This is a genomic window from Caballeronia sp. LZ019, assembly GCF_031450825.1.
Classification (GTDB): domain Bacteria; phylum Pseudomonadota; class Gammaproteobacteria; order Burkholderiales; family Burkholderiaceae; genus Caballeronia.
On the sequence record NZ_JARTVZ010000002.1, the window covers coordinates 89,396 to 111,275 of the forward strand.

Here is a 21,880-nt window from a genome sequence, read left to right on the forward strand (position 1 = left end):
CCCGCGCGCGAGGCGCATCGAAGAGGTAACAATGACTGATTATTCCGGCTCACGCGTGCTCGTCACCGGCGCTTCGGGGTTCGTCGGGTCCGCGGTTGCGCGGCTCGCCATCGAACGCGGTTTCGACGTGCGCATGCTGGTGCGCGCGACGAGTCCGCGCAAGAACGTGGAATCGCTCGATGCGGAGATCGTCGTGGGCGACATGCGCGACGAAGCGTCGATGCGCGCGGCGCTCGAAGGCGTGCGCTATCTCATCCACGTCGCCGCCGACTATCGCATCTGGGCGCCCGATCCCGGCGAAATCGAGCGCGCGAACCTGCAGGGCACGGAAGCCACGATGCGCGCGGCGCTCGCGGCGGGCGTCGAGCGGATCGTGTACACGAGCAGCGTCGCGACCCTGAAGGTGACGAGTTCCGGCGCGATCGTCGACGAGACGAAGCCCTCGGATGCGGCAAGCACCATCGGCGCGTACAAGCGCAGCAAGGTGCTGGCCGAGCGCGCGGTCGAGCGCATGGTCGCGAACGACGGCCTGCCCGCCGTGATCGTGAACCCGTCGACGCCGATCGGCCCGCGCGACGTGCGGCCGACGCCGACCGGGCGCATCATCGTCGAGGCGGCGACGGGCAAGATTCCCGCGTTCGTCGATACGGGCCTCAATCTCGTGCATGTCGACGATGTCGCGCATGGTCACTTCCTCGCGCTGGAGCGCGGCGTCATCGGCGAGCGATACATCCTCGGTGGCGAGAACCTGCCGTTGCAGCAGATGCTCGGGGATATCGCGGGCCTGGTCGGCCGCAAGCCGCCGACGATCCGCCTGCCGCGCGGCCCGCTGTATCCGCTCGCGATCGGCGCGGAACTGTACGCGAAGGTCAGCGGCAAGGAGCCGTTCGTGACCGTCGACGGCCTGAAGATGTCGAAGAACAAGATGTACTTCACGTCGGCGAAGGCCGAGCGGGAGCTGGGGTATCGGGCGAGGCCGTACCGCGAAGGGCTGCGGGACGCGCTGGAGTGGTTTCGGGAGAATGGGTATTTGGGGGGGTGAAATGGCCCGGCGCGCCTCGCCGGTTCAACGGGCGCACCTGGATTTGGACTGTTGACGGCTTGTAGCCGGTCACGGCTGTACTGGCCGAGTCGGTCTATTGGCCGCTTTCGCCTTGCTTTGCTGAGGCGTCGCCGACGTACTGCCATTCAAAGCTGAAAGGATCAACGCCTAGATTGCCGGGAAGATTGGGCATTGAGTCACCGCCCTTAACGAACACCTCGTGGTAACCCCCAATCGCTCTGATGGAATCGCCGACAGCAGACCAATAGCCCGTTTGCGGGGCAAAATCGCCGGGACGCGCGCGGGGCGGAGGCGGCACTTGCGTCTTCGCATCCACCTCGCCGAGAAACTCGATCTTGCGCCCCCGCGCCGCATCCTCTTCGGTCGGCTTGTACACCTTGAAGTAAAGGCGATTGGATGGCGCGTTGTCGGTGATCGGATACCGCATGCGGCCCCTGCCCTGCGCGTCCGTGCGCTCGAGCACATCGCGCACGTCGATCCAGTCGAGTTGGGTCTGCCAATAAACTATCTCGTAGGTATGTGTTCCAGTCAGCAATCGACTATTCTCGATGGCGAGGCCCAAGGGAATCGGGCTTTTCATATGTTCTTTCGCCTTGATCACATACCGATTGGCCAGAAGTTGTTCGTCAGACGGTGGCATAACAGTCGATAAGGGCCGGTCGACGGGTTCTGCAGGAAAAGGATTTATCTGTTTGCCGTTGCAGTACAGTCGAATAGGATAATCATCTGGCGTAGGCATCCACGTCGCACGGATATCATCGTCGGTCGGATTGGTAATCATCACATTGATTCTTACCTTTACGCTGTCGCTCCGAACAGTACCATCTATGAAAGATATCGTGGCTACAAGCCGATTCTTGATCCAGTTGATCTTATTGTCGGGGATCATTGTTTGATTTGCTGAATCAGCCGTTGGTTGTTTGCTTACCATACTACTGTTTCTCTCGCCGTCGTCTACGGTTGCCGCGGGCGTTGGTTCAGAACAAGCGTACCCCATAAAAAAAATGAGACACGCGATTGCATATGCGCAACGAGAACTGCCGCGCACGCGCACGGGATTACAGTTCATCTTTTACGCTCTCGATGAAGAAGGAAATGTTTTCAGCGTTAGCTAATGCTCGCTCGGGACAATATTCAGCAAGAATCCGCGCCGTCATGTGATGATAAGCGGTGGTACCGTTGATCCGATCGGGATCGTCCACTCCGGCGGGAAGCGAGACCTTCTGGTCTTTTGCATGAGCGGTGTTTCGAAGATGCGCGACCTCATGCAGTTGCACTTGCAATCGATTTTGATCGATGAAAAGCATTGTTTGCCGAAAGGGAGCAAAGCGAAGACCGTATTGAGGCCCGATGTTGATGAACTCCATCTCGAAGTTCGCTTCGGCCGGCACGAGCGGTCGGCATGGGTAGTGCGCAGGGAATACCCAAGCGCCAGCCTCAAGTCCATGCGAGCCCTTGGTCACACGGTGCATCGAGAGATGACGAAAGAACTGGCGCATGCCCTGGAGGTAAGAGCACACATGATGACCTGCCGGCGCTGCCGGAAGTTGGCCGTGTAACGTTTCGGGCATCGTGATGGTGTTCGGATCGACGCCGAACCAATAGATAAACTTCTCCCAGAGTACTCGATCGGACTGCTTCCCGGCTTCTTGATGATTCGGGCTTGTTTGTGAGATGTGCTTGTTCGGCGGAGGCGGCGGCGGAAGAAGCGCGTCCGCATCCTTCCACGGGTTCAGTTGCTCAAGCCGCTTCTCTATGAGCTTCAGTGCGATATACCAATTGGCACGGATCTCGATTTCGAAAGACTCTTCCGAAAGCGCCGCATTGGTGGTCAAACACTCCCGGATGTCTGCCAGAAAACCGATGGGATGAAAATGCCAATTCTTTGCATTCATCGGAACAGTCAAGAGCTCGAGTTTGGAACCGCTCACGCCATCAGACGCGACCGCTGCCTTGGACCAAAATTGCTGCTGTTCCATATCGCGCAAGTACGCACCAAATTGCTTTTCCGTGAGTCCAGGTAACGGATGATCTTCGCCGGTCCTGAGCCTGTCGTAGCGCCTCGCATTGTCATCGCTGTCCCATTCGGTGTGGAAATGGACAGCGGTTCTACGCAGCAGTACTTCCATACCTTCGGTTTGCAAGTCAGTGAGACTGAAAGTTGATGTAGAGCTGTGCGCCGCGTTCAGTATCGCTTGCATGACTGCATCGTCGTCCTCTACGAAAGCATCTTCCGTAGCCTTGAGTTCTTTGTCCTTGTAAGTGTGCCATCCACGTGAACTCCAGTCGGCGTCCGTCGTCAACGTAACCCAGGCATCTTTCAAGAGCTCGCGGCCATCTGCCGTGGCATGGTCTTCCGAAGCGTACGCGTAATAGATATCGCGGTTGAGGTCAAACAGCTTGTAAGCGTTGAGTTCCGACGGAACGATTCCCGACCGACCTTCCGCGCTGCAGGGAACAGCAGTGACGAAGCACGATCCCGCTGGAAACAAAACCAGGTCTGTCGGAGCGACGACGGTCGCTGGGAATTTGTCCTTTACCAGGTTGGCATTTCTGGTCAACCAGACCTTTCCCATGCCATCGCTTCGGCCGTCTCGCGCATCTGCATATTCCTGATGTGCTGCGTAAGGATCCGCGATTCTCCCAGGCTCGAGCGGCATCATCTGCCTTACCAACGTATTCTCTGCGGTGAATATCTCGAAGTGGAACGAGTCTTCGAGCACACCCGATGGTCCGTCGGTTTTTCCGGCATAACCGATGATCTCTCCGACACGCACCGGATGCGAGATCGTTCTCACGGCGTCCAAGGGCCGCCATCTTCTCTCCGACGGATGGCAAGCGTAAAGCGCGCAGATGGGATAGCTAAGCCGAACAAGGTCAGAAACCCTAGGGGGCCTGGCAGGATCGAGGTCCAGATAGATGTGGTCAAGCCACCCCTCCACGGCTGCATTCGTATTGATATCGGTCACTCGCACCTTCGTCATGCGGTGCAAGTCGCTGTTGACCTCCAGTACCGTCACTTTGTCGCCACGGAGTCCGCTGACGAACAGAACGTCTTCTCCAGTCGTTAGGAATGGCGGCAACGCAGGCTTGTCGTTGAGAGCGCGCTTTGGCATCAGGTTCGCGTACAAGGAATAGAAGTGTGCCCCTGTGTAGCGATTCAGCGCGTTCCCGCCGTCGTTCTTCTCGCATTCGTGCCGAATTAAAAGGAAGCTAGCGCTGAATTGCCGAGGGCGAATTTGCTTCGCATTTCCTTGGCTTTCCTCTTGAGTCTGGACATCGAGCGCACTGTCCGTGTAATCACTATCCAGTCTGTATGCAACGACCGTCCCATCGGCAACCGCACGGATCGGCCTTGTTCCCTGGAGATGCACCCCTCCGTGCCAGAAGCGATTTTTGCCGACGGGAAAATTGCCGCCATTAGCGCCGCGCGCCAAATCGGAGTACTTCTTAACCAGGCCGGGCGTAGTGAGTGCCGCCGCAGCCGATGTCGCGTAGGACGCTGGTGGCGGCGCACTGTAATACGGATCGTCTTCAAATGGAAACGTAATGATCATTGTCGGATGTTTATATCAATATCTGCTGTTGATTCTCGGCGAACCAACTTGTGGACATGCTTAGCGAAACTCTAGATTCGTGAAGTGCTCACACGCTCATTAATGTCCGACTCCTCAGATGCCGTTCGCCGATACCGACTTGTTACGTTACGTTTCAGAGCGAAGTCCGATTGTCGCGGGAGTTCCGGCTCTTCTACCTCGGTTAGCGAAAGGCGTCTTTTAATTGAAATTAGAGACGAATGCAATTTTCGAGATGAATTCGGCAGACGGAGCAACGGTTAATTCCGACTAACCGCTTTTACCCGGCTGCGGCCTTACCGCACACGTGAGACGCTGGGGCGTCGAACTCCATCAAAGAGCGACATAGGATGGAGGAAAACTAGGCAGCAAGGAAGCTTTAGAACCAACTCTTCTATAAGACCCAAAAATTATTAAGTCGCTGATCGGAAAGGAAAAACTGCCGTTTCATACCCGATGGCGCACCGGCTTTCACACGCCTCGCGCCTGAAATGAGGCAAAATAGCGGATTGATGCCGGGGTGGTGCGACCGGCGGATTTCTTCCCAACCTGTTTCTGGATGTCGAGACTAGCGATGAGTAATCAGCAACCCACCATCATCTACACCCTGACCGACGAAGCTCCGCTGCTCGCGACCAGCGCCTTTCTGCCGATCATCCGCACCTTCACGACGCCGGCCGGCGTCAACGTCGCAACAAGCGACATCTCCCTCGCAGGCCGCATCCTCGGCGAATTTCCCGAGTTTCTGACCGAAGAACAGCGCGTTCCGGACAACCTCGCGGAACTCGGCCGCCTCACGCAGTTGCCCGACACCAACATCATCAAGCTGCCGAACATCAGCGCGTCGGTGCCGCAGCTCGTCGCGGCCATCAAGGAACTGCAGGGCAAGGGCTACAAGGTGCCCAACTATCCGGAAGAGCCGAAGAACGACGAAGAAAAGGCCATCGCGCAACGCTACTCGAAGTGCCTCGGCAGCGCGGTGAACCCGGTCCTGCGCGAAGGCAACTCCGACCGCCGCGCGCCGCTCGCCGTCAAGAACTACGCGAAGAAGCATCCGCACAGCATGGGCGAATGGAGCATGGCTTCGCGCACGCACGTCGCGCACATGAAGCATGGCGACTTCTATCACGGCGAAAAGTCCATCACGAACGACAAGGCCCGTGAAGTGCGCATGGAACTCGTCACCAAGAGCGGCGAAACCATCGTGCTGAAGCCGAAGGTCAAGTTGCAGGACGGCGAGATCGTGGACAGCATGTTCATGAGCAAGAAAGCGCTCGTCGCGTTCTACGAAGACCAGATGGAAGACGCGCGCAAGACCGGCGTCATGTTGTCGCTGCACGTGAAGGCGACCATGATGAAGGTCTCGCACCCCATCGTGTTCGGCCACGCCGTCAAGGTGTTCTACAAGGATGCGTTCGCCAAGCACGCTAAGCTCTTCGAAGAACTCGGCGTGAACGTGAACAACGGCCTCGTCGATCTGTACTCGAAGATCGAGGCGCTGCCCGATTCCCAGCGCGATGAAGTCATCCGCGACATGCACGCGTGCCATGAAAACCGTCCGTCGCTGGCAATGGTCGATTCCGCAAAGGGCATCTCGAACCTGCACGCACCGAACGACGTGATCGTCGATGCCTCCATGCCCGCGATGATCCGCGCCGGCGGCAAGATGTGGGGCGCCGATGGCCGCCCGCAAGACACGAAGTGCCTGATTCCGGAAAGCACGTTCGCGCGCATCTATCAGGAAATCATCAACTTCTGCAAGACCAACGGCGCATTCGATCCGCGCACGATGGGCACCGTGCCGAACGTCGGCCTGATGGCGCAGAAGGCCGAAGAATACGGCTCGCACGACAAGACCTTCGAGATTCCGCAGGACGGCACGGCGCGCATCGTCGACAACGCGACGAACGAAGTCCTCGAATCGCTCACGCAGCAGGTCGAGCAAGGCGACATCTGGCGCATGTGCCTCGTGAAAGACGCGCCCATCCGCGACTGGGTCAAGCTCGCCGTCACGCGCGTGCGCAACTCCGGCATGCCGGCGGTGTTCTGGCTCGACCCGTATCGTCCGCACGAGAACGAGCTCATCAAGAAGGTCGAGACGTACCTGAAGGATCACGACACCGAAGGCCTGGACATCCAGATCATGTCGCAAGTCCGCGCGATGCGTTACACGCTCGAACGCGTGATTCGCGGTCTCGACACCATCTCGGCCACCGGCAACATCCTGCGCGACTACCTGACCGACCTGTTCCCGATCATGGAACTGGGCACGAGCGCGAAGATGCTGTCCATCGTTCCGCTGATGGCGGGCGGCGGCCTCTACGAAACCGGCGCGGGCGGCTCGGCGCCGAAGCATGTGCAGCAGCTCGTGCAGGAAAATCACCTGCGCTGGGATTCGCTCGGCGAGTTCCTCGCGCTGGCGGTATCGCTGGAAGAGCTCGGCATCAAGAGCAATAACGCGAAGGCGAAGCTCGTTGCGAAGGCGCTCGACGCCGCGACCGGCAAGCTGCTCGACAACAACAAGGGCCCGTCGCCGAAGGCCGGCCAGCTCGACAATCGCGGCAGCCAGTTCTATCTCGCGATGTACTGGGCGCAGGAGCTCGCGGGCCAGTCGGAAGACCGCGACATCGCCGAGTTCTTCAAGCCGCTGGCAAAGAGCCTGGCCGAGAACGAGCAGAAGATCGTCGAGGAACTGACCGTCGTACAGGGCAGCGAAGCGGATATCGGCGGCTACTACAAGCCGGAAGACGCGAAGCTCGAAGCGGTCATGCGTCCGAGCAAGACGTTCAACGCCGTGCTGTCGCAAGCGCAGGTCAAGTAACGCCGTATTGGCGCGGGCGCTTTGGCTCGCGCCTCTCGCGCGGCGTCGTTCGGTTCGTTTCGAGCGACGCCGCCGCGCACCCTCCTCGCTGTTTTCCGTCAGCACGCGGACGCATGTACGCCGTCCGCTTCGCGTTCTCACGCATTTGGTTACAACGTGTGCCGGCTCGCGCGTAAGCGAGCGGGTAGAATCGTTGCCTCGCTGCCAGCTTCGCAAGACATACACACTCGCATGAATCTACATGACCAGCTCGGCGCGCTGGAGTCGAGCCTCGATACGCTCCTCCGGGCCGCCACCCTTCCCGCTTCCGTTGCGCCCGCTGTCTCATCATCCGACGAAACCGCCAGCGATGCACCCGCGCCGCTGCCCGTTCATGCTCTCGATGACGAGCAGGTCGGCGTGCCGGCGGAGCCCGGCGCGCTGAAAACGGCGAGCGAGCCCGAAGCAGCGACACCCCCCACGCTCACGGTGTCGCGGCCCGACCGCGATGCGATCCAGATGACCATCGCGGGCCAGTCCGTGTTGCTGAATCCCGAGGGCGTTTCGGAGTTGATCCAGGAGTTGTCGAACGTGCGGGCGTCGATGTCGGCCGAACAGCCGATGGGCGTTGCGCCCGGCTGGCGTTTCGCATCGACGAAGAATCCGGTGATGGCGGTACAGAAGCAGGCCAATGGCGACCGCCTGCTCCTCATGCGTCACACGGGTCACGGCTGGGTGCCGTTCACGTTTTCGCCGGATATGGTCGTCGAGCTATACGCGATGCTGACGAAGCGCTGAGCCGGCCCGCATCGTCACAGATTCTCCTGCGTCGGCGCCTGAACGCGCGCCTTCCACTGCCCGCCCTTGCCGCGCCAGTAACGCACAGCCGAACCGATCGTCGCCGAGACATAAAACAGCGCGACGAGCGGCAAGAGCGGCGCCCACAGCAACGACCTGCGGTAATAGCGAAGCATCGGACCATAGGCGATGCACATCATCGCCCATGCGGCGCAAGCCGGCCAGGCGCGCGTGCCCCACGCGAGCGACAACACCGGCGGCGCCAGATAAATCACCGCCATGCCGAGCACCGTGCCCGCGAGCAGCAGCGGCGAATAGCGCAACTGCGTGAACGCCGTGCGCGCGATCATGTTCCAGATTTCACGCCAGTCGTCGTATGGACGCAGCGATTCGCTGCTTTGTGCGAGATCGAGCCGGATCGGCCGTGCATCGGCCTTGCCCGCGCGATGCTTGATGCGCAGCGCGAGACTGCAATCGTCGATGAGTTCGCGTCGGATCGATTCGATGCCGCCTGCTTCCGCGAGCGCCGAGCGGCGCACGAGCATGCAGCCGCCCGCCGCGCCCGCCGTCATCTTTCTGGCGTCGTTGACCCACGCGAACGGATACAGCTTCGCGAAGAAGAACACGAAAGCGGGAACCAGCGCCTTTTCCCACAGCGAGTCGCAGCGCAGACGGACCATCAGCGAGACCAGATCGCGGTCTTCCAGGATCGTGCGGGTGACGAGTTGCGTGGCGGCATCGGCCGGATGGTAGATATCCGCGTCGGTGAGCAGCAGGAATTCGGCGGGCAAGCCGAGCTTGTCGATTGCCTCGATGCCCTGCGACTGCGCCCACACCTTGCCCGACCATCCCGGCGGCAGCGGCTTGCCGGTCAGCACGGTCAGGCGGTCGTCGAGACCCAGGTCGCGGGCGGCGGCGAGCGCAGCGGCGGCGGTGCCGTCGGTGCTGTGATCGTCGACGACGATCACGTGAAACGCGCCCGCATAGTCCTGCCTGAGCAGCGAGCCGACCGCGCGGCCGATGACATCGGCTTCGTTGCGCGCCGGCACGACGGCGACCAGCGCGGGCCACGCGCCACGCCGCGCGATCTCGGCGTTGCCGACGGCATGGACGGTCGCCGGCGACAAGGCGGGCGCGGGCAGCGCGCGCCAGAAGCCGCCACGCGCGAAGAGCAGCACGATCCAGATGAGCAGGGACAACCAGGCGATCAGTAGCATGGACAGACTTGGGCGGTCAGTGGTGACGAGGGGTGACGAACGAGGACGGCATGCGCGACGGCAGCGGGCGGGCGAACGCTATCGCATGAAAGAATGCGGACGAAGCAGCCGGCGCGCCTTCGAGCGTCCGATAGTGTAATGACTTCCGCCGATCGCCGTATTTGACCGCGCGGCAGCGTCAGGCAAAGGCGTGCGACTGCAAGCGTTAAAAAAGGGAACGCGTTAGAATACGCGGTCAACTTCGGCGAGCAGACAAACTTACCGGACCTTCATTTTCCGGTTGTTTTCCGGGGCGTTGCGCTCGTTAGCGTGAAGCGTCCCGACAGCGAAAGCATGTGTGGCCCGCCCGATTACCCGAAACCCGCGCCAGTCGGAGTTCGTTCGAACATGCGTATCATCCTTGCTCAACCCCGCGGCTTTTGTGCGGGCGTGGTCCGTGCGATCGAAATCGTCGATCGGGCGCTCGAACGGCACGGCGCGCCCGTGTACGTGCGTCACGAGATCGTGCATAACCGGCACGTCGTCGATAACCTGCGAGGCAAGGGCGCGCGTTTCGTCGAGGAACTCGAAGAAGTGCCGCACGGCGCAGTCGCAATTTTCAGCGCGCATGGCGTCGCCCGGAGCGTCGAACGCGATGCCGACGCCCGCGGCCTCGACGTGCTCGACGCCACCTGCCCGCTCGTCACCAAGGTGCATGTGCAGGGGCGGCAGTATGTATCGCAGGGCCGCACGCTGATTCTGATCGGCCATGCGGGACATCCTGAAGTGGAAGGCACGATCGGTCAGATTCCGGGCAAGGTCGTGCTCGTGCAAAGCGAAGCCGAAGTGCAGAACATGGCCCTGCCCGCCAATACGCCCGTCGCCTATGTCACGCAGACGACGCTTTCCGTGGACGACACGCGCGGCATTATCGATGCCCTGCAGCGCCGCTTCACCGATATCGTCGGCCCCGACACGCGGGACATCTGCTACGCGACGCAGAACCGGCAAGCCGCCGTGCGCGAGCTGTCCACGCAGGTGGACGTGCTTCTCGTGGTCGGCGCCACCAACAGTTCCAATTCGAACCGTCTGCGCGAAATCGGCGCGGAGAGCGGCGTGCCGAGCTATCTCGTCGCCGACGGTTCCGAGATCAAGGCCGAATGGTTTGCGCATGCGCAGACGGTCGGCATCACGGCCGGCGCTTCGGCGCCCGAAGAAATGGTCGAACATGTGATCGATGCCCTGCGCGCGATCGGCCACGTCGAAGTCACGACGATGAACGGCCGCGAGGAAAAGGTCGAATTCAAACTCCCCGCGAAGCTCTTGCAGCCGCTTGCCGCATTGTCGGCAACGACGGCGATTCGCGAAGAATAAGGAGAGGACATCAGTGTCTATTCCGATGCTTCAAAAGGCCCGCGTAGGCGCCTATATCTTCAAGCAGCACCTGACGCGCAACAAGCGCTATCCGCTCGCGCTGATGCTCGAGCCGCTGTTCCGCTGCAATCTGGCGTGTAACGGCTGCGGCAAGATCGACTATCCGGACCCGATCCTGAATCAGCGCCTGTCGCTCGAAGAATGCCTCGGCGCGGTCGACGAGTGCGGCGCGCCGGTCGTATCCATTGCGGGCGGCGAGCCGCTGCTGCACAAGGAAATGCCGCAGATCGTGCGGGGCATCATCGAGCGCAAGAAGTTCGTGTATCTCTGCACGAACGCGCTTCTGATGGAAAAGAAGATGGACGATTACCAGCCGAGCCCGTACTTCGTCTGGTCCGTCCACCTCGACGGCGACGAAGCAATGCACGACCATTCGGTGTCGCAGGAAGGCGTGTACGACAAGGCGACCAAGGCCATTCGCGAGGCGAAGCGCCGTGGCTTCCGCGTGAACATCAATTGCACGCTGTTCAACGATGCGAACCCCGAACGCGTTGCGAAGTTCTTCGATACGCTCGGCCCGATGGGCGTCGATGGCATCACGGTATCGCCGGGCTATGCTTACGAGCGCGCGCCGGACCAGCAGCACTTCCTGAACCGCGACAAGACGAAGACGCTGTTCCGGGAAATTTTCAAGCGCGGCAACAATGGCAAGAACTGGTCGTTCAGCCAGTCCGCGATGTTCCTCGACTTCCTCGCGGGCAATCAGACGTATCAGTGCACGCCGTGGGGCAATCCGGCGCGCACGGTGTTCGGCTGGCAGCGCCCGTGTTATCTGCTCGGCGAAGGCTATGCGAAGACCTTCAAGGAACTGATGGAAACCACCGATTGGGACAAGTACGGCACCGGCAACTACGAGAAGTGCGCGGACTGCATGGTGCATAGCGGCTTCGAGGCGACGGCGGTGATGGATACCGTCGCGCATCCGCTGAAGGCGCTGGCTGTATCGATGCGCGGCCCGCGCACCGAAGGCGCGTATGCGAAGGAACTGCCGATCGACAAGCAGCGTCCGGCTGAGTATGTGTTCTCGAAGCACGTCGAGATCAAGCTGGAAGAGATCGGGCGCGCGCAGAAGAATGGCAAGGGTGCCAAGACGGCGGCTGCGGCGCATTGAGTTTTGCTTTGGGTTGCAGATGATGAAGGGCGGATGGCTTTGGGCATCCGCCCTTTCTATTGGCCGCTACCAGATCGTCCTGACGTGCTCATAAGTCCTGATTTGCTCGTCCTTCGTGAGCAAGGGGGCGGATAGAAAGCGTGCCGTTGCGACAATCATTCGATCCGCCGGATCCTGATGAAAGTTACCGGGGAGATCGGCCGATGCGATTGCAATGTGGCGATCGACCGGCACGAAGCGCACGGCTTCGATTCTGCTGACCTTGTCGAGCCAGATTGCAACATCCGTGGCCAGCCGGAGTCGTCCCTTTTTGATGAGGAGCATGATCTCCCATGCTGTCATCGTCGAGACGGCGATCTCGCCCTCTTCCTTCATTTCCCGATCGATCGCGACCCGCGCCGGCTTGCTCAGCCCCTTTCCTTCGATCCACCACAGAAGCGCGTGCGTGTCCAGGACGATCATGGGAGCGTCTCCCAATCCTCCAACCCTACCGGTTCGAGAGGGTCCTCGTAGAACAACACGCTCCCGCGCAGTTCCTCCAAAGGCGTAAGCGCCGTTTGCTCGTAACGCCGGACTTCTAGCACCGGCTTTCCGTGGTCTGTCACGATCATATGTTCTCCTGTCGATTCCACGAGCCGGAAGTATTCGAGCGCCTTGGCCTTGAACTCCGATTTTGAAACTCGCCTGACAGCCATGATATCGTTCCTAGTCACATGGAACTAGTCATTTTACCCCCGTCCGAACGGTATAGGCGGAATGCAAAAAAAACGCGACGGTTCGTCACCGTCGCGTTTCATCGCTCATGCCTCGCAGCAGGCTACATCAACAACACTTCCCCGCCCCCGACCCATACCGCGCTTCCTGACGTTCGCGGAAGAACTCCGCATACGTCATCACCGGCTGATCCGGGTGCGTGTTCTGCATATGCGTGACGTAGGCGTCATAGTCGGGCATGCCGACCATCAGGCGCATCGCCTGGCCGAGATATCGTCCCGCTTGTCGAAGATCGCTGAACATCGCCGCCTCCTAGCCTCGCGCAGTATCAATGGCCGGAGCGCACGGCCGCCGCGCCGCCCGTCGGCATCGGCTCGAAGGGCGTCTCGCGCACCGTCGGACGCGCCTCGCGACGCGCGCGCAGCACCGACAACACGCCATACACCGCAATGCTCACCACCACGAAGATGAACAGCCCGGCGAGCGCCGCATCGATATAGTCGTTCACGATGATGCGCTGCATCTCCGCCAGCGACTTCGCCGGCGCCATCACCTTGCCTGCATCGGCGGCCTCGCGCAGCTTTGCCGCGTGCGCAAGGAAGCTGACCTTCGGATTCGCATCGAAAATCTTCTGCCAGCCGGCCGTCAGCGTGCAGATCAGCAGCCACACCGTCGGCACCACCGTCACCCACGCGAAACGCTCGCGCTTCATCTTGAACAGCACGACTGTCCCGAGCATCAGCGCAATGCCCGCGAGCATCTGGTTCGAGATGCCGAAAAGCGGCCACAGCGTGTTGATGCCGCCGAACGGATCGACCACGCCCTGATACAGGAAGTAGCCCCAGGCAGCGACGCACAGCGCGGTCGCGACGAGGTTCGCCGGAAGCGACTCGGTGCGGCGCAACGCCGGATGGAACGTGCCGAGCAGGTCCTGCAGCATGAAGCGGCCGGCGCGCGTGCCTGCATCGACGGCGGTCAGGATGAAGAGCGCCTCGAAGAGAATGGCGAAGTGATACCAGAAGGCCATCATCGTCGGCCCGCCGATCACCTGATGGAGAATCTGCGCCATCCCGACAGCCAGCGTCGGCGCACCGCCCGCACGCGCGATGATCGTCGTCTCGCCGACCGCCTTCGCCGTCGACGTCAGCATGTCGGGCGTGAGCGTGAAGCCCCACGACGTCACCGTCTGCGCCACCGCTTCGGGCGTCGTGCCGAGCACCGCAGCCGGGCTGTTCATCGCGAAGTAGACGCCCGGTTCGATCACGCACGCGGCAACCAGCGCCATGATCGCGACGAACGATTCCATCAGCATGGCGCCATAGCCAATCAGGCGCATGTTGACTTCGTTGTCGATCATCTTGGGCGTCGTGCCCGAGGAAATCAGCGCGTGGAATCCCGACACCGCGCCGCACGCGATCGTGATGAAGAGGAACGGGAACAGGTTGCCCGCCCAGACCGGCCCGGTGCCGTCCACGAACTTCGTGAACGCAGGCATCTTGAGTTCCGGCGCGACGATCAGAATGCCGATCGCGAGGCCGAGGATCGTGCCGATCTTCAGGAACGTCGAAAGATAATCGCGCGGCGCGAGCAGCAGCCACACCGGCAGCACCGACGCCACGAAGCCGTAGCCGATCAGAATCCAGGTGAGCTGGACGCCGGTGAAGGTGAAGAGCGGCGCGAGCGTCGGCGATTCGGCGACGTGCTGGCCATAGACGATCGCCAGCATCAGGCCGATGAAGCCGATGATCGACACTTCGCCGATACGCCCGGGGCGGATGTAGCGCGTGTACACGCCCATGAAGATCGCGATCGGGATGGTCGCCGCGACGGTGAACGTGCCCCACGGCGAGCCCGTCAGCGCCTTGACGACGATCAGCGCCAGCACCGCGAGAATGATCACCATGATGAGGAACGCGCCGAACAGCGCGATCACGCCAGGCACCGTGCCCAGCTCCATCTTGATGAGATCGCCGAGCGAGCGGCCGTCGCGGCGCGTCGAGATGAACAGGATGATGAAATCCTGCACCGCGCCCGCGAACACCACGCCCGCGAGAATCCATAACATGCCGGGCGTGTAGCCCATCTGCGCGGCCAGCACAGGCCCGACGAGCGGACCCGCGCCCGCAATCGCCGCGAAGTGATGGCCGAACAGCACGTATTTGTTAGTGGGTACGTAGTCGAGTCCGTCGTTGTGACGAACGGCGGGCGTCATGCGCAAGCCGTCGAGCTTGAGGACGGTGCCCGCGATGAAACGCGAGTAGAAGCGGTACGCGATGAGATACACGCAGACCGCCGCGATGACGATCCAGAGTGCGCTGATTCGCTCGCCGTGCGCGAGCGCGATGGTGCCGAATGCGAACGCGCCCAGCAGCGCGAGCGCGATCCAGACCAGGAATCCGGAAGCCCGATTCATGGTGTCTCCTGTTTTAGTTGCCCTTCGATGTCCGCGCGCGCGGCATGAGCCGTCGGACGCTTCGGGCGTGTAGTATTCGCCTTCGTCCGGGCGCTTACAACCGGACAACTACGTATGCCGCCTACGTGAAATTACGTAGAGCACCAAGCGTTCCAGCTTCATGAAACTGAAAGCGAAGATCTTCCTGCTGGCGATCGTGCCGTTTGCGCTGGCGATCGGCGGCATCGAATATGGCGTGCGCCATCAGGCGACGACGCTCGCGCACGCGCAGCACGCGACCCTGCAATCGGCGTACATGTCGAGCAAGGAAATCGAACTGCGGCACTACGTCGAGCTTGCGCGCAGCGCCATCGCCCCGTACTACGACGCCCCCGCAGCCGATCCGCTCACCGACGACGCGCGCCGCCGCCTCGCGCTCGACGCGCTGCATCGGCTGGACTTCGGCCCCGACGGCTACTTTTTCGTCTACACGATGCAGGGCACGTCGCTGATGCATCCGCGCCAGCCGGATCTCGTCGGCCGCGATCTGTGGACGATGCGCGACCCCGCCGGCGCGCTCACCATCCAGAAGCTGATTCGGGAGGCGTCGAAGGGCGGCGGCTATGTGCGCTACGTGTGGCAGCGGCCATCGACCGGACATCTCGCACCGAAGCTCGGCTACGTCGTGCCGCTCGAACGCTGGGGCTGGATGATCGGCACCGGCATCTATCTGGAGGATGTGGAAGCGACGCTCGGGCGCATCGATGCGCAGGCGGCGGCGAACATCGACCGGACGGTGATGTGGATCGGCGGCATCGCGCTGGCGGCGCTCGGGGCCATCGCGTTGTGCGGGGCCGTGCTCAACATCAGCGAGCATCGCAGCGCGGACGCGAAGCTGAAGCGCCTCGCGCGGCGCGTGGTGGAGTCGCAGGAACAGGAACGCGCGCGGCTGTCGCGCGAGTTGCACGACGGCATCAGTCAGATGCTCGTTTCCGTGAAGCTGCTGCTCGAATCGGCGCTGACGCGTTTCGAACGCGGCCAGGCGCGCGAGCCGGCTGCGGAAGCCGCGCTCGCGACCGGGCTCGGGCGTTTGTCCGGAACGCTGCGCGAAGTGCGCCGCATCTCCCACGCGCTGCGCCCCGCGATGCTCGACGACCTCGGCCTCGCCGCCGCGCTCGAGCAGCTCGCGCGCGAACTCGACGGGCAGGACGGCATCGAAGTGCGTTTCGAATCGACGGCGGGCGGCAAGGCCAGCCCCGCGCCGCGCCCGACGCTGCCCGATCCGGTCAACACAGTGCTGTTTCGCATCGCGCAGGAAGCGCTGAACAACATCGCGCGTCACGCGCAGGCGACGCGCGCGAGCGTCGCACTCGATATCGCGGCGAATGCGGTGCGCCTCGTCGTCAGCGACAACGGACGCGGCTTCGACGCCGAAGCCGCGCTCTACGGCCCGGCGAGCGGCCTCGGCTTGCGCAACATGCGCGAACGGCTCGACGCGCTCGGCGGCACGCTCGCCATCCAGTCGGAACTCGGCCGCACGGCGATCGCGGCGACCGTCCCGCTGCCGCTCGCCGCCCCCAACCTGTCAGGACTTTCCGATGAACTTTGAACCTGCCCGCATCGTCATCGTCGACGATCATCCGCTCGTGCGCGACGGCCTGCGCGCCCGGCTCGACGCCGTATCGCATGTTCGCGTGACCGGCGAAGCGGCCAACGGCGCCGAAGCGCTCGCGCTCGCCGCCGACGAAGCGAGCCGGCCCGATCTCGTGCTGATGGATGTGGGGATGGCGGGGATGAGCGGAATCGAACTGGCGGCGTGCTTTCACGAGCGCTTCCCGGCGATCCGCGTGCTGATGCTGTCGATGCACGACAACGTCGAATACGTGACGCAGGCGGTGCGGGCCGGCGCGAGCGGCTACGTGCTGAAGGATTCGCCCGCCGCCGAGATCATCCACGCGATCGACGCCGTGCTCGCCGGCAAGACGTTCTTCTCGGCGGGTCTCGCCGCGCGGATGATCCAGGCACAGGCGATGCAGACGCCGCAAGACCGCCTGACGCCCCGCGAACGCGACGTGCTCGATGCACTCGCGCAGGGCTTGTCGAGCAAGCAGATTGCGCAGCAGCACGGGCTATCGGTGCGCACGGTGGAGACGCACCGGCTGAATCTGAAGCGCAAGCTCTCGATCGACGGTCAGGCCGAACTGATCAAATACGCCGTCGAGCACCGGCGCGCCTGACGTGACCTGACGTGACGCGTTGCATCACCCCGCCGAGCGGGCGTTGTGCTCCGACAGGTACTTGATGAGTCCGTCCACGCCGCCTTTCTGAAGCTGGCCGGCGAACTGCTGCTGGTAGACCTGGATGAGCCACGCGCCCATCATGTCGATGTCGTAGATTTTCCAGCCCTGCGCGGTCTTGCCGAGGCGATACCGCACGGGGTTGTCGCCGCCCGTGGAAATCACATGCGACTCGACGACGGCGTCTTTCGCGCTGGCGTCGATGTTCGGGGAATCGAAGCGGAACTTGACGTCCTGATCGCGCAACTGCGACAGCGACGCCGCATAGGTCCTGACGAGCAGCGTCTGGAACTGGTCGTAGAGCTGCTTTTGCTGTTCCGGCGTGGCGGTGGCCCAGGCCTTGCCCAGCGCGATGCGCGTGGTGCGCTGAAAGTCCGTGGCGGGCAGGAAGCGCGTCTCCACGAGCTGAGTGATTTTCGCCATGTCGCCGCCGCGCGCTTGCGGGTCGGCCTTCATCGCGTTGACAGTGCCCTCGACGGCGCTCTTGACGACGGCGTCGGGATTGGATTGCGCCAGCGCCGCGTTCGAAAACGACAGGACAGCGACGAGGAAAGCGAAGCAGACAGACAGATAGCGTTTCATGGCACCCGTTCTCTAATTTCAGTGTGTGTTGGCGCGGATTCGTCAGGGCGTCGAGCCAGTATATCGACACACCGGCGGGCCGACAGTTCACCGCCGCCCCGACCGGTATACTTGCGCGGCATCGATCGTCGTCGTTGGACTCGTGGTTCGGTCGCCGAAGCAACAAGCGGCGCACCGGCCCGGCAGCGCGTTTCACGCGGCCCGCTTCATGCGTCGCCCGAAAAAATAACAGGACACACCAGGTAGCGTCTTCATGCTGACGTCCAACATCACCCGCTTCGTCACACTCGCGATCCGCCGGCCGGCGTGGATTATCGCCGTTTCACTGCTGCTCGGCGTTCTGAGCACCATTTATGTCGTTCATCACTTTCGCATCAGCACCGATGTCAGCCAGTTGATCGAAACCGAGCCCGAGTGGGCTGCGCGCAGCAAGGCAATCGAGACCGCATTCCCGCAGCGCGGCGCCACGCTGCTGATCGTCGTCGAAGCGCCCGCCCCCGAGTTCGCCGATGCCGCCGCAAGCGAACTCGCCGCCGCGCTCGCAAAGGAACCGGCGCGGTTCAAGTCGGTATCGCAACCGGAAGGCGGCGCGTTCTTCGCGCACAACGGCTTGCTTTATCTGCCCGCGAACAAGGTCGATGAAGTCACGAAGCAACTCGTGCAGGCGCGGCCGCTCATCAACACGCTCGCCCACGACCCGACGCTCACCGGCCTCGCGCAGACGCTGAACACCACGCTGAATGTGCCGCTGATGCTGGGCCAGGTCAATCTCGGCCAGATGGCCGGCCTGCTCGGTCGCAGCGCCGACGTGCTCGACCGCGTGCTCGCGAATCAGCCGACGGCCTTTTCATGGCGCGATGTCGCCGATGCGTCGAAGAAGAGCGGGCCCGGGCGCGCGTTCGTCACCGTGCTGCCCGAACTGGACTTCAACGCACTGAAGGCCGCAGCCGGCACGTCCGATGAAATACGCGCGGTGGCCGCGAAGATCGGCATCGAAAGGAAATACGGCGCGATGCTGCATCTCACCGGCGCGCAGCCGCTCGCGGACGAGGAATTCGCCTCCGTGCAGGACGGCGCGGTGCTCAACGGCGTGCTGACGTTTCTCGTCGTGCTGATGATCCTGTGGGTCGCGCTGCGCTCGAAGCGCATGATTCTCGCGGTGTTCATCACGCTCTTCGTCGGCCTGTCGATCACCGCCGCGCTCGGCCTCATGATGGTCCACGCGCTCAACATGATCTCGGTCGCGTTCATGGTGCTGTTCGTGGGCCTGGGCGTGGACTTCGGAATTCAGTTCGGCGTGAAGTATCGCGAGGAACGGCACAGGCACAAGCGGCTCGATGTCTCCCTCGCCGAGACGGCGCGGCACGTCGCGGTGCCGCTGACGCTCGCCGCCGCCGCCACCGCCGCGAGCTTCTTCTCGTTCCTGCCGACCGCGTATCGCGGCGTATCGGAACTGGGGCTGATCGCGGGCGTCGGCATGTTCGTCGCGTATCTGACCAACATGACGCTCTTGCCCGCGCTGATCAGAGTGTTCGCGCCGCCGGGCGAAGCGCAGGCGCCCGGTTTTCCGCTGCTCGCCCCCGTCGATGAATTCCTCGACCGGCATCGCAAGCCGGTGCTGATCGGCACGCTCGTCGTCGTGATCGGCGCGCTGCCGTTGCTCGCGTACCTGCGTTTCGACTTCAATCCGCTGCACCTGAAAGACCCGCATACGGAATCGATGGCGACGCTCATCTCGCTCGAAAGCTCGCCCGAAGCCGCGGTCAACGATGTCGCCGTGCTCGCGCCTTCGCTCGCGGAGGCGGATCGCATCGCGGCGAAGCTGGACAAGCTGCCGGAAGTCGAGCGCGCGACGACGCTGTCGTCGCTGATCCCGGCCGAACAGCCGAAGAAGCTCGAACTGATCAAGGCCGCCGCCGATCAGCTGCTGCCCGCGCTCGATCAGCCGGTGGCGTCGCCGGTGACGGACACGGTGCGCGTCGCGACCCTGAAGCGCGTGTCGAACCAGCTCTCGCTCGCCGCCGACGAACACCCCGGCGCGGGCGCTGCCGAAGCGAAGCATCTGTCGCAGACGCTTGCCAGGCTCGCCGCCGCCGATGCCGCCGCCCGCGATCGCGCCGAGCACGCGATGGCCGAGCCGCTGCGCCTCGCGCTCGCGCAACTGCGCGCGCTGCTGCAGCCGACGCAAATCACGCGCGCGACGCTGCCGCCATCGATGGCCGAGACGTGGGTCACCGCGAACGGCCAGGCGCTCGTCAACGTCTCGCCGAAGATTCCGCCGGGCGTCGATCCGAACGACGACACGCTGCTCGCCCGCTTCGCCGATGCCGTCGTCAAGGCCGAGCCTAACGCGATCGGCGGGCCGATTTCCGTCCGTCATTCGGCGGAGGTCATCATCCAGGCTTTCCTGCACGCCGCGCTCTACTCGCTGATCGCCATCACCGTACTCCTATGGCTCGCGCTTCGCCGTTTCGGCGATGTCCTGCGAACTTTGGTACCGTTGCTCGTCTCGGCCGTCGTGACGCTGGAGCTGTGTGTCGTGTTCCGGATGCCGCTCAACTTCGCCAACATCATCGCGTTGCCGCTAATGCTGGGCGTGGGCGTCGCGTTCAAGATCTACTTCGTCATGGCGTGGCGGTCGGGGCAGACCCGCCTGCTGCAATCGAGCCTCACGCACGCCGTGATGTTCAGCGCGGCGACCACCGCAACGGCGTTCGGCAGTCTCTGGTTCTCGCATCACCCCGGCACATCCAGCATGGGACGGCTGCTCGCGCTGTCGCTTTTCTGCACGCTGATCGGCGCGGTGGTGTTCCAGCCTGTGCTGATGGGCAAGCCGCGCAAGGTGCGGGCGGCGGACCGGGCGAAGCTGCGCGCGAGCCAGCGTCATGACAATCTAAGAGGAATTGAAGAATGAGAATGGCTTCAGCGGCGCCTGCCGCTGCCGCAGTGCGCCGGGTGACTACCGGCGCCGTCATCGCAGGCGCGCTTTTGATGGCGGGATGCGCAACCGGCCCCGATCGCAATCCGCGCGATCCGCTGGAACCGATGAACCGCACCATCTTCAAGTTCAACGACGGGCTGGATACCTACGTCGCGCGGCCCGTCGCGCAGTTTTACGTCAACTGGACACCGAGCCCGTTCCGCACGGCCGTCAGCAACTTCTTCTCGAATATCGGCGACTTCAGCAACTTCGCCAACAACCTGCTGCAACTGAAGATCACCGATGCGACGCAAGACCTGATGCGTATCGCGATGAACTCGGTGTTCGGCATCGGCGGCCTGATCGACATTGCATCGCCGGCCGGCTTGCCGAAGCATCATCAGGACTTCGGGCTGACGCTCGGGCATTACGGCATGCCCTCGGGGCCGTATCTGGTGCTGCCGCTGCTCGGCCCCAGCTCCGTCCGCGATTCGACGACGTGGCTCGTCGACTGGCGCGTGAATCCGGTGAGCTATGCCGGCTCGGAGATTCGCTGGCCGCTTTATGGCGTGAATTTCGTCAGCGCGCGGGCCGACCTGCTCGGCGCCACGGACCTGCTCTCACAAGCCGCGCTCGACAAGTACGCATTCGTGCGCGATGCGTACACGCAGCGCCGCCAGTATCTGCTGACGGGCGGCGGGTCGTCCGCGACGCTGCCCGATTACGGCGACGAAGGCGTCAGCGCGCCAGACGGCGCGAGTGCGCCCGGCGCGACGGGCGGAGGCAGCAGCGAGCAGGGCTTGCCGACTTACGTCGATCCGGGCGCGGCAGCGTCGCCGGCCGGGGGCATCGGGCCGAAATCGCCGGCGCCCGCGGCGGCGGAAAGCACGAAGCAGCCTGCGCCCGGTGACGAAGGCGCGGTATCGCCAGGTTCCAGCGAGGGGCAGGGATTGCCGAAGTACGAAGACCCGGCGGAGAGCAAGTAAGTCGCTCGAAGA

The 21,880-nt window shown here is 62.8% G+C and carries 17 protein-coding genes; 9 read left to right on the forward strand and 8 right to left on the reverse strand.

Annotation, left to right across the window (positions count from 1 at the left end):
* Positions 1 to 31 precede the first annotated feature (31 nt).
* On the forward strand, positions 32 to 1,042 hold the full coding sequence (gene hpnA, locus P9255_RS03470) for a hopanoid-associated sugar epimerase (protein WP_309765522.1): 1,011 nt from the start codon (positions 32 to 34) through the stop codon (positions 1,040 to 1,042).
* 94 nt (positions 1,043 to 1,136) lie between these two features.
* Here the strand turns inward: hpnA and P9255_RS03475 are convergent, their stop codons facing one another.
* Both P9255_RS03475 and P9255_RS03480 read right to left on the reverse strand, forming a co-directional pair.
* Positions 1,137 to 1,994, reverse strand: coding sequence for a hypothetical protein (locus P9255_RS03475; protein WP_309765523.1), 858 nt, complete (start codon positions 1,992 to 1,994; stop codon positions 1,137 to 1,139).
* Between the two features lie 127 nt (positions 1,995 to 2,121).
* Positions 2,122 to 4,620 (reverse strand): hypothetical protein, encoded by a 2,499-nt coding sequence (locus P9255_RS03480; protein ID WP_309789160.1) that lies wholly within the window; start codon positions 4,618 to 4,620, stop codon positions 2,122 to 2,124.
* 592 nt (positions 4,621 to 5,212) lie between these two features.
* On the opposite strand from P9255_RS03480, the gene P9255_RS03485 reads away from it, so the two are divergent.
* Entirely contained in the window at positions 5,213 to 7,459 is a 2,247-nt protein-coding gene (locus tag P9255_RS03485; RefSeq protein ID WP_309765525.1) for an NADP-dependent isocitrate dehydrogenase, read from the forward strand.
* A 231-nt stretch (positions 7,460 to 7,690) separates the two neighbouring features.
* Positions 7,691 to 8,236 (forward strand): hypothetical protein, encoded by a 546-nt coding sequence (locus P9255_RS03490; protein ID WP_309765526.1) that lies wholly within the window; start codon positions 7,691 to 7,693, stop codon positions 8,234 to 8,236.
* 14 nt (positions 8,237 to 8,250) lie between these two features.
* Here the strand turns inward: P9255_RS03490 and P9255_RS03495 are convergent, their stop codons facing one another.
* Positions 8,251 to 9,453 carry a glycosyltransferase gene (locus tag P9255_RS03495; RefSeq protein WP_309765527.1) on the reverse strand — a complete coding sequence of 401 codons (1,203 nt, stop codon included), beginning with the start codon at positions 9,451 to 9,453 and terminating at the stop codon, positions 8,251 to 8,253.
* 387 nt (positions 9,454 to 9,840) lie between these two features.
* Between P9255_RS03495 and ispH the strand changes: the two genes are divergently transcribed.
* Positions 9,841 to 10,806 (forward strand): 4-hydroxy-3-methylbut-2-enyl diphosphate reductase, encoded by a 966-nt coding sequence (gene ispH, locus P9255_RS03500; protein ID WP_309765528.1) that lies wholly within the window; start codon positions 9,841 to 9,843, stop codon positions 10,804 to 10,806.
* A 13-nt stretch (positions 10,807 to 10,819) separates the two neighbouring features.
* A complete protein-coding gene (gene hpnH, locus P9255_RS03505) occupies positions 10,820 to 11,977 on the forward strand; it encodes an adenosyl-hopene transferase HpnH (RefSeq protein ID WP_309765529.1) in 1,158 nt (385 codons plus the stop codon).
* Positions 11,978 to 12,043: 66 nt separating this feature from the next.
* Here the strand turns inward: hpnH and P9255_RS03510 are convergent, their stop codons facing one another.
* From P9255_RS03510 to P9255_RS03525, 4 genes are all read right to left on the reverse strand, one after another.
* Positions 12,044 to 12,439 (reverse strand): type II toxin-antitoxin system VapC family toxin, encoded by a 396-nt coding sequence (locus P9255_RS03510; protein WP_309765530.1) that lies wholly within the window; start codon positions 12,437 to 12,439, stop codon positions 12,044 to 12,046.
* Positions 12,436 to 12,672, reverse strand: a complete 237-nt coding sequence (locus P9255_RS03515) for a type II toxin-antitoxin system Phd/YefM family antitoxin (protein WP_309765531.1) — start codon at positions 12,670 to 12,672, stop codon at positions 12,436 to 12,438. Before P9255_RS03515 ends, P9255_RS03510 begins: the two co-directional genes overlap by 4 nt.
* A gap of 127 nt (positions 12,673 to 12,799) precedes the next feature.
* The gene (locus tag P9255_RS03520; RefSeq protein WP_035962904.1) at positions 12,800 to 12,994 is read right to left on the reverse strand and encodes a YbdD/YjiX family protein; all 195 of its coding nucleotides are present in this window, start codon (positions 12,992 to 12,994) and stop codon (positions 12,800 to 12,802) included.
* 25 nt (positions 12,995 to 13,019) lie between these two features.
* Positions 13,020 to 15,104 carry a carbon starvation CstA family protein gene (locus P9255_RS03525; RefSeq protein WP_309765532.1) on the reverse strand — a complete coding sequence of 695 codons (2,085 nt, stop codon included), beginning with the start codon at positions 15,102 to 15,104 and terminating at the stop codon, positions 13,020 to 13,022.
* Positions 15,105 to 15,264: 160 nt separating this feature from the next.
* On the opposite strand from P9255_RS03525, the gene P9255_RS03530 reads away from it, so the two are divergent.
* Positions 15,265 to 16,692: a cache domain-containing protein gene (locus P9255_RS03530; RefSeq protein ID WP_309765533.1), complete on the forward strand. Its 1,428-nt coding sequence runs from the start codon at positions 15,265 to 15,267 to the stop codon at positions 16,690 to 16,692.
* Positions 16,682 to 17,320, forward strand: coding sequence for a response regulator transcription factor (locus P9255_RS03535; RefSeq protein WP_309765534.1), 639 nt, complete (start codon positions 16,682 to 16,684; stop codon positions 17,318 to 17,320). Before P9255_RS03530 ends, P9255_RS03535 begins: the two co-directional genes overlap by 11 nt.
* A gap of 24 nt (positions 17,321 to 17,344) precedes the next feature.
* On the opposite strand, the gene P9255_RS03540 is transcribed toward P9255_RS03535, so the two are convergent.
* On the reverse strand, positions 17,345 to 17,962 hold the full coding sequence (locus tag P9255_RS03540; protein ID WP_309765535.1) for an ABC transporter substrate-binding protein: 618 nt from the start codon (positions 17,960 to 17,962) through the stop codon (positions 17,345 to 17,347).
* A gap of 253 nt (positions 17,963 to 18,215) precedes the next feature.
* Here P9255_RS03540 and P9255_RS03545 point away from each other — a divergent pair, with 253 nt between their 5' ends.
* Together P9255_RS03545 and P9255_RS03550 are read left to right on the forward strand one after the other, a co-directional pair.
* Positions 18,216 to 20,876 carry an MMPL family transporter gene (locus P9255_RS03545; RefSeq protein ID WP_309789161.1) on the forward strand — a complete coding sequence of 887 codons (2,661 nt, stop codon included), beginning with the start codon at positions 18,216 to 18,218 and terminating at the stop codon, positions 20,874 to 20,876.
* Positions 20,873 to 21,868: an MlaA family lipoprotein gene (locus P9255_RS03550; RefSeq protein ID WP_404980250.1), complete on the forward strand. Its 996-nt coding sequence runs from the start codon at positions 20,873 to 20,875 to the stop codon at positions 21,866 to 21,868. The genes P9255_RS03545 and P9255_RS03550 overlap by 4 nt, the downstream gene beginning before the upstream one ends.
* Positions 21,869 to 21,880 lie beyond the last annotated feature (12 nt).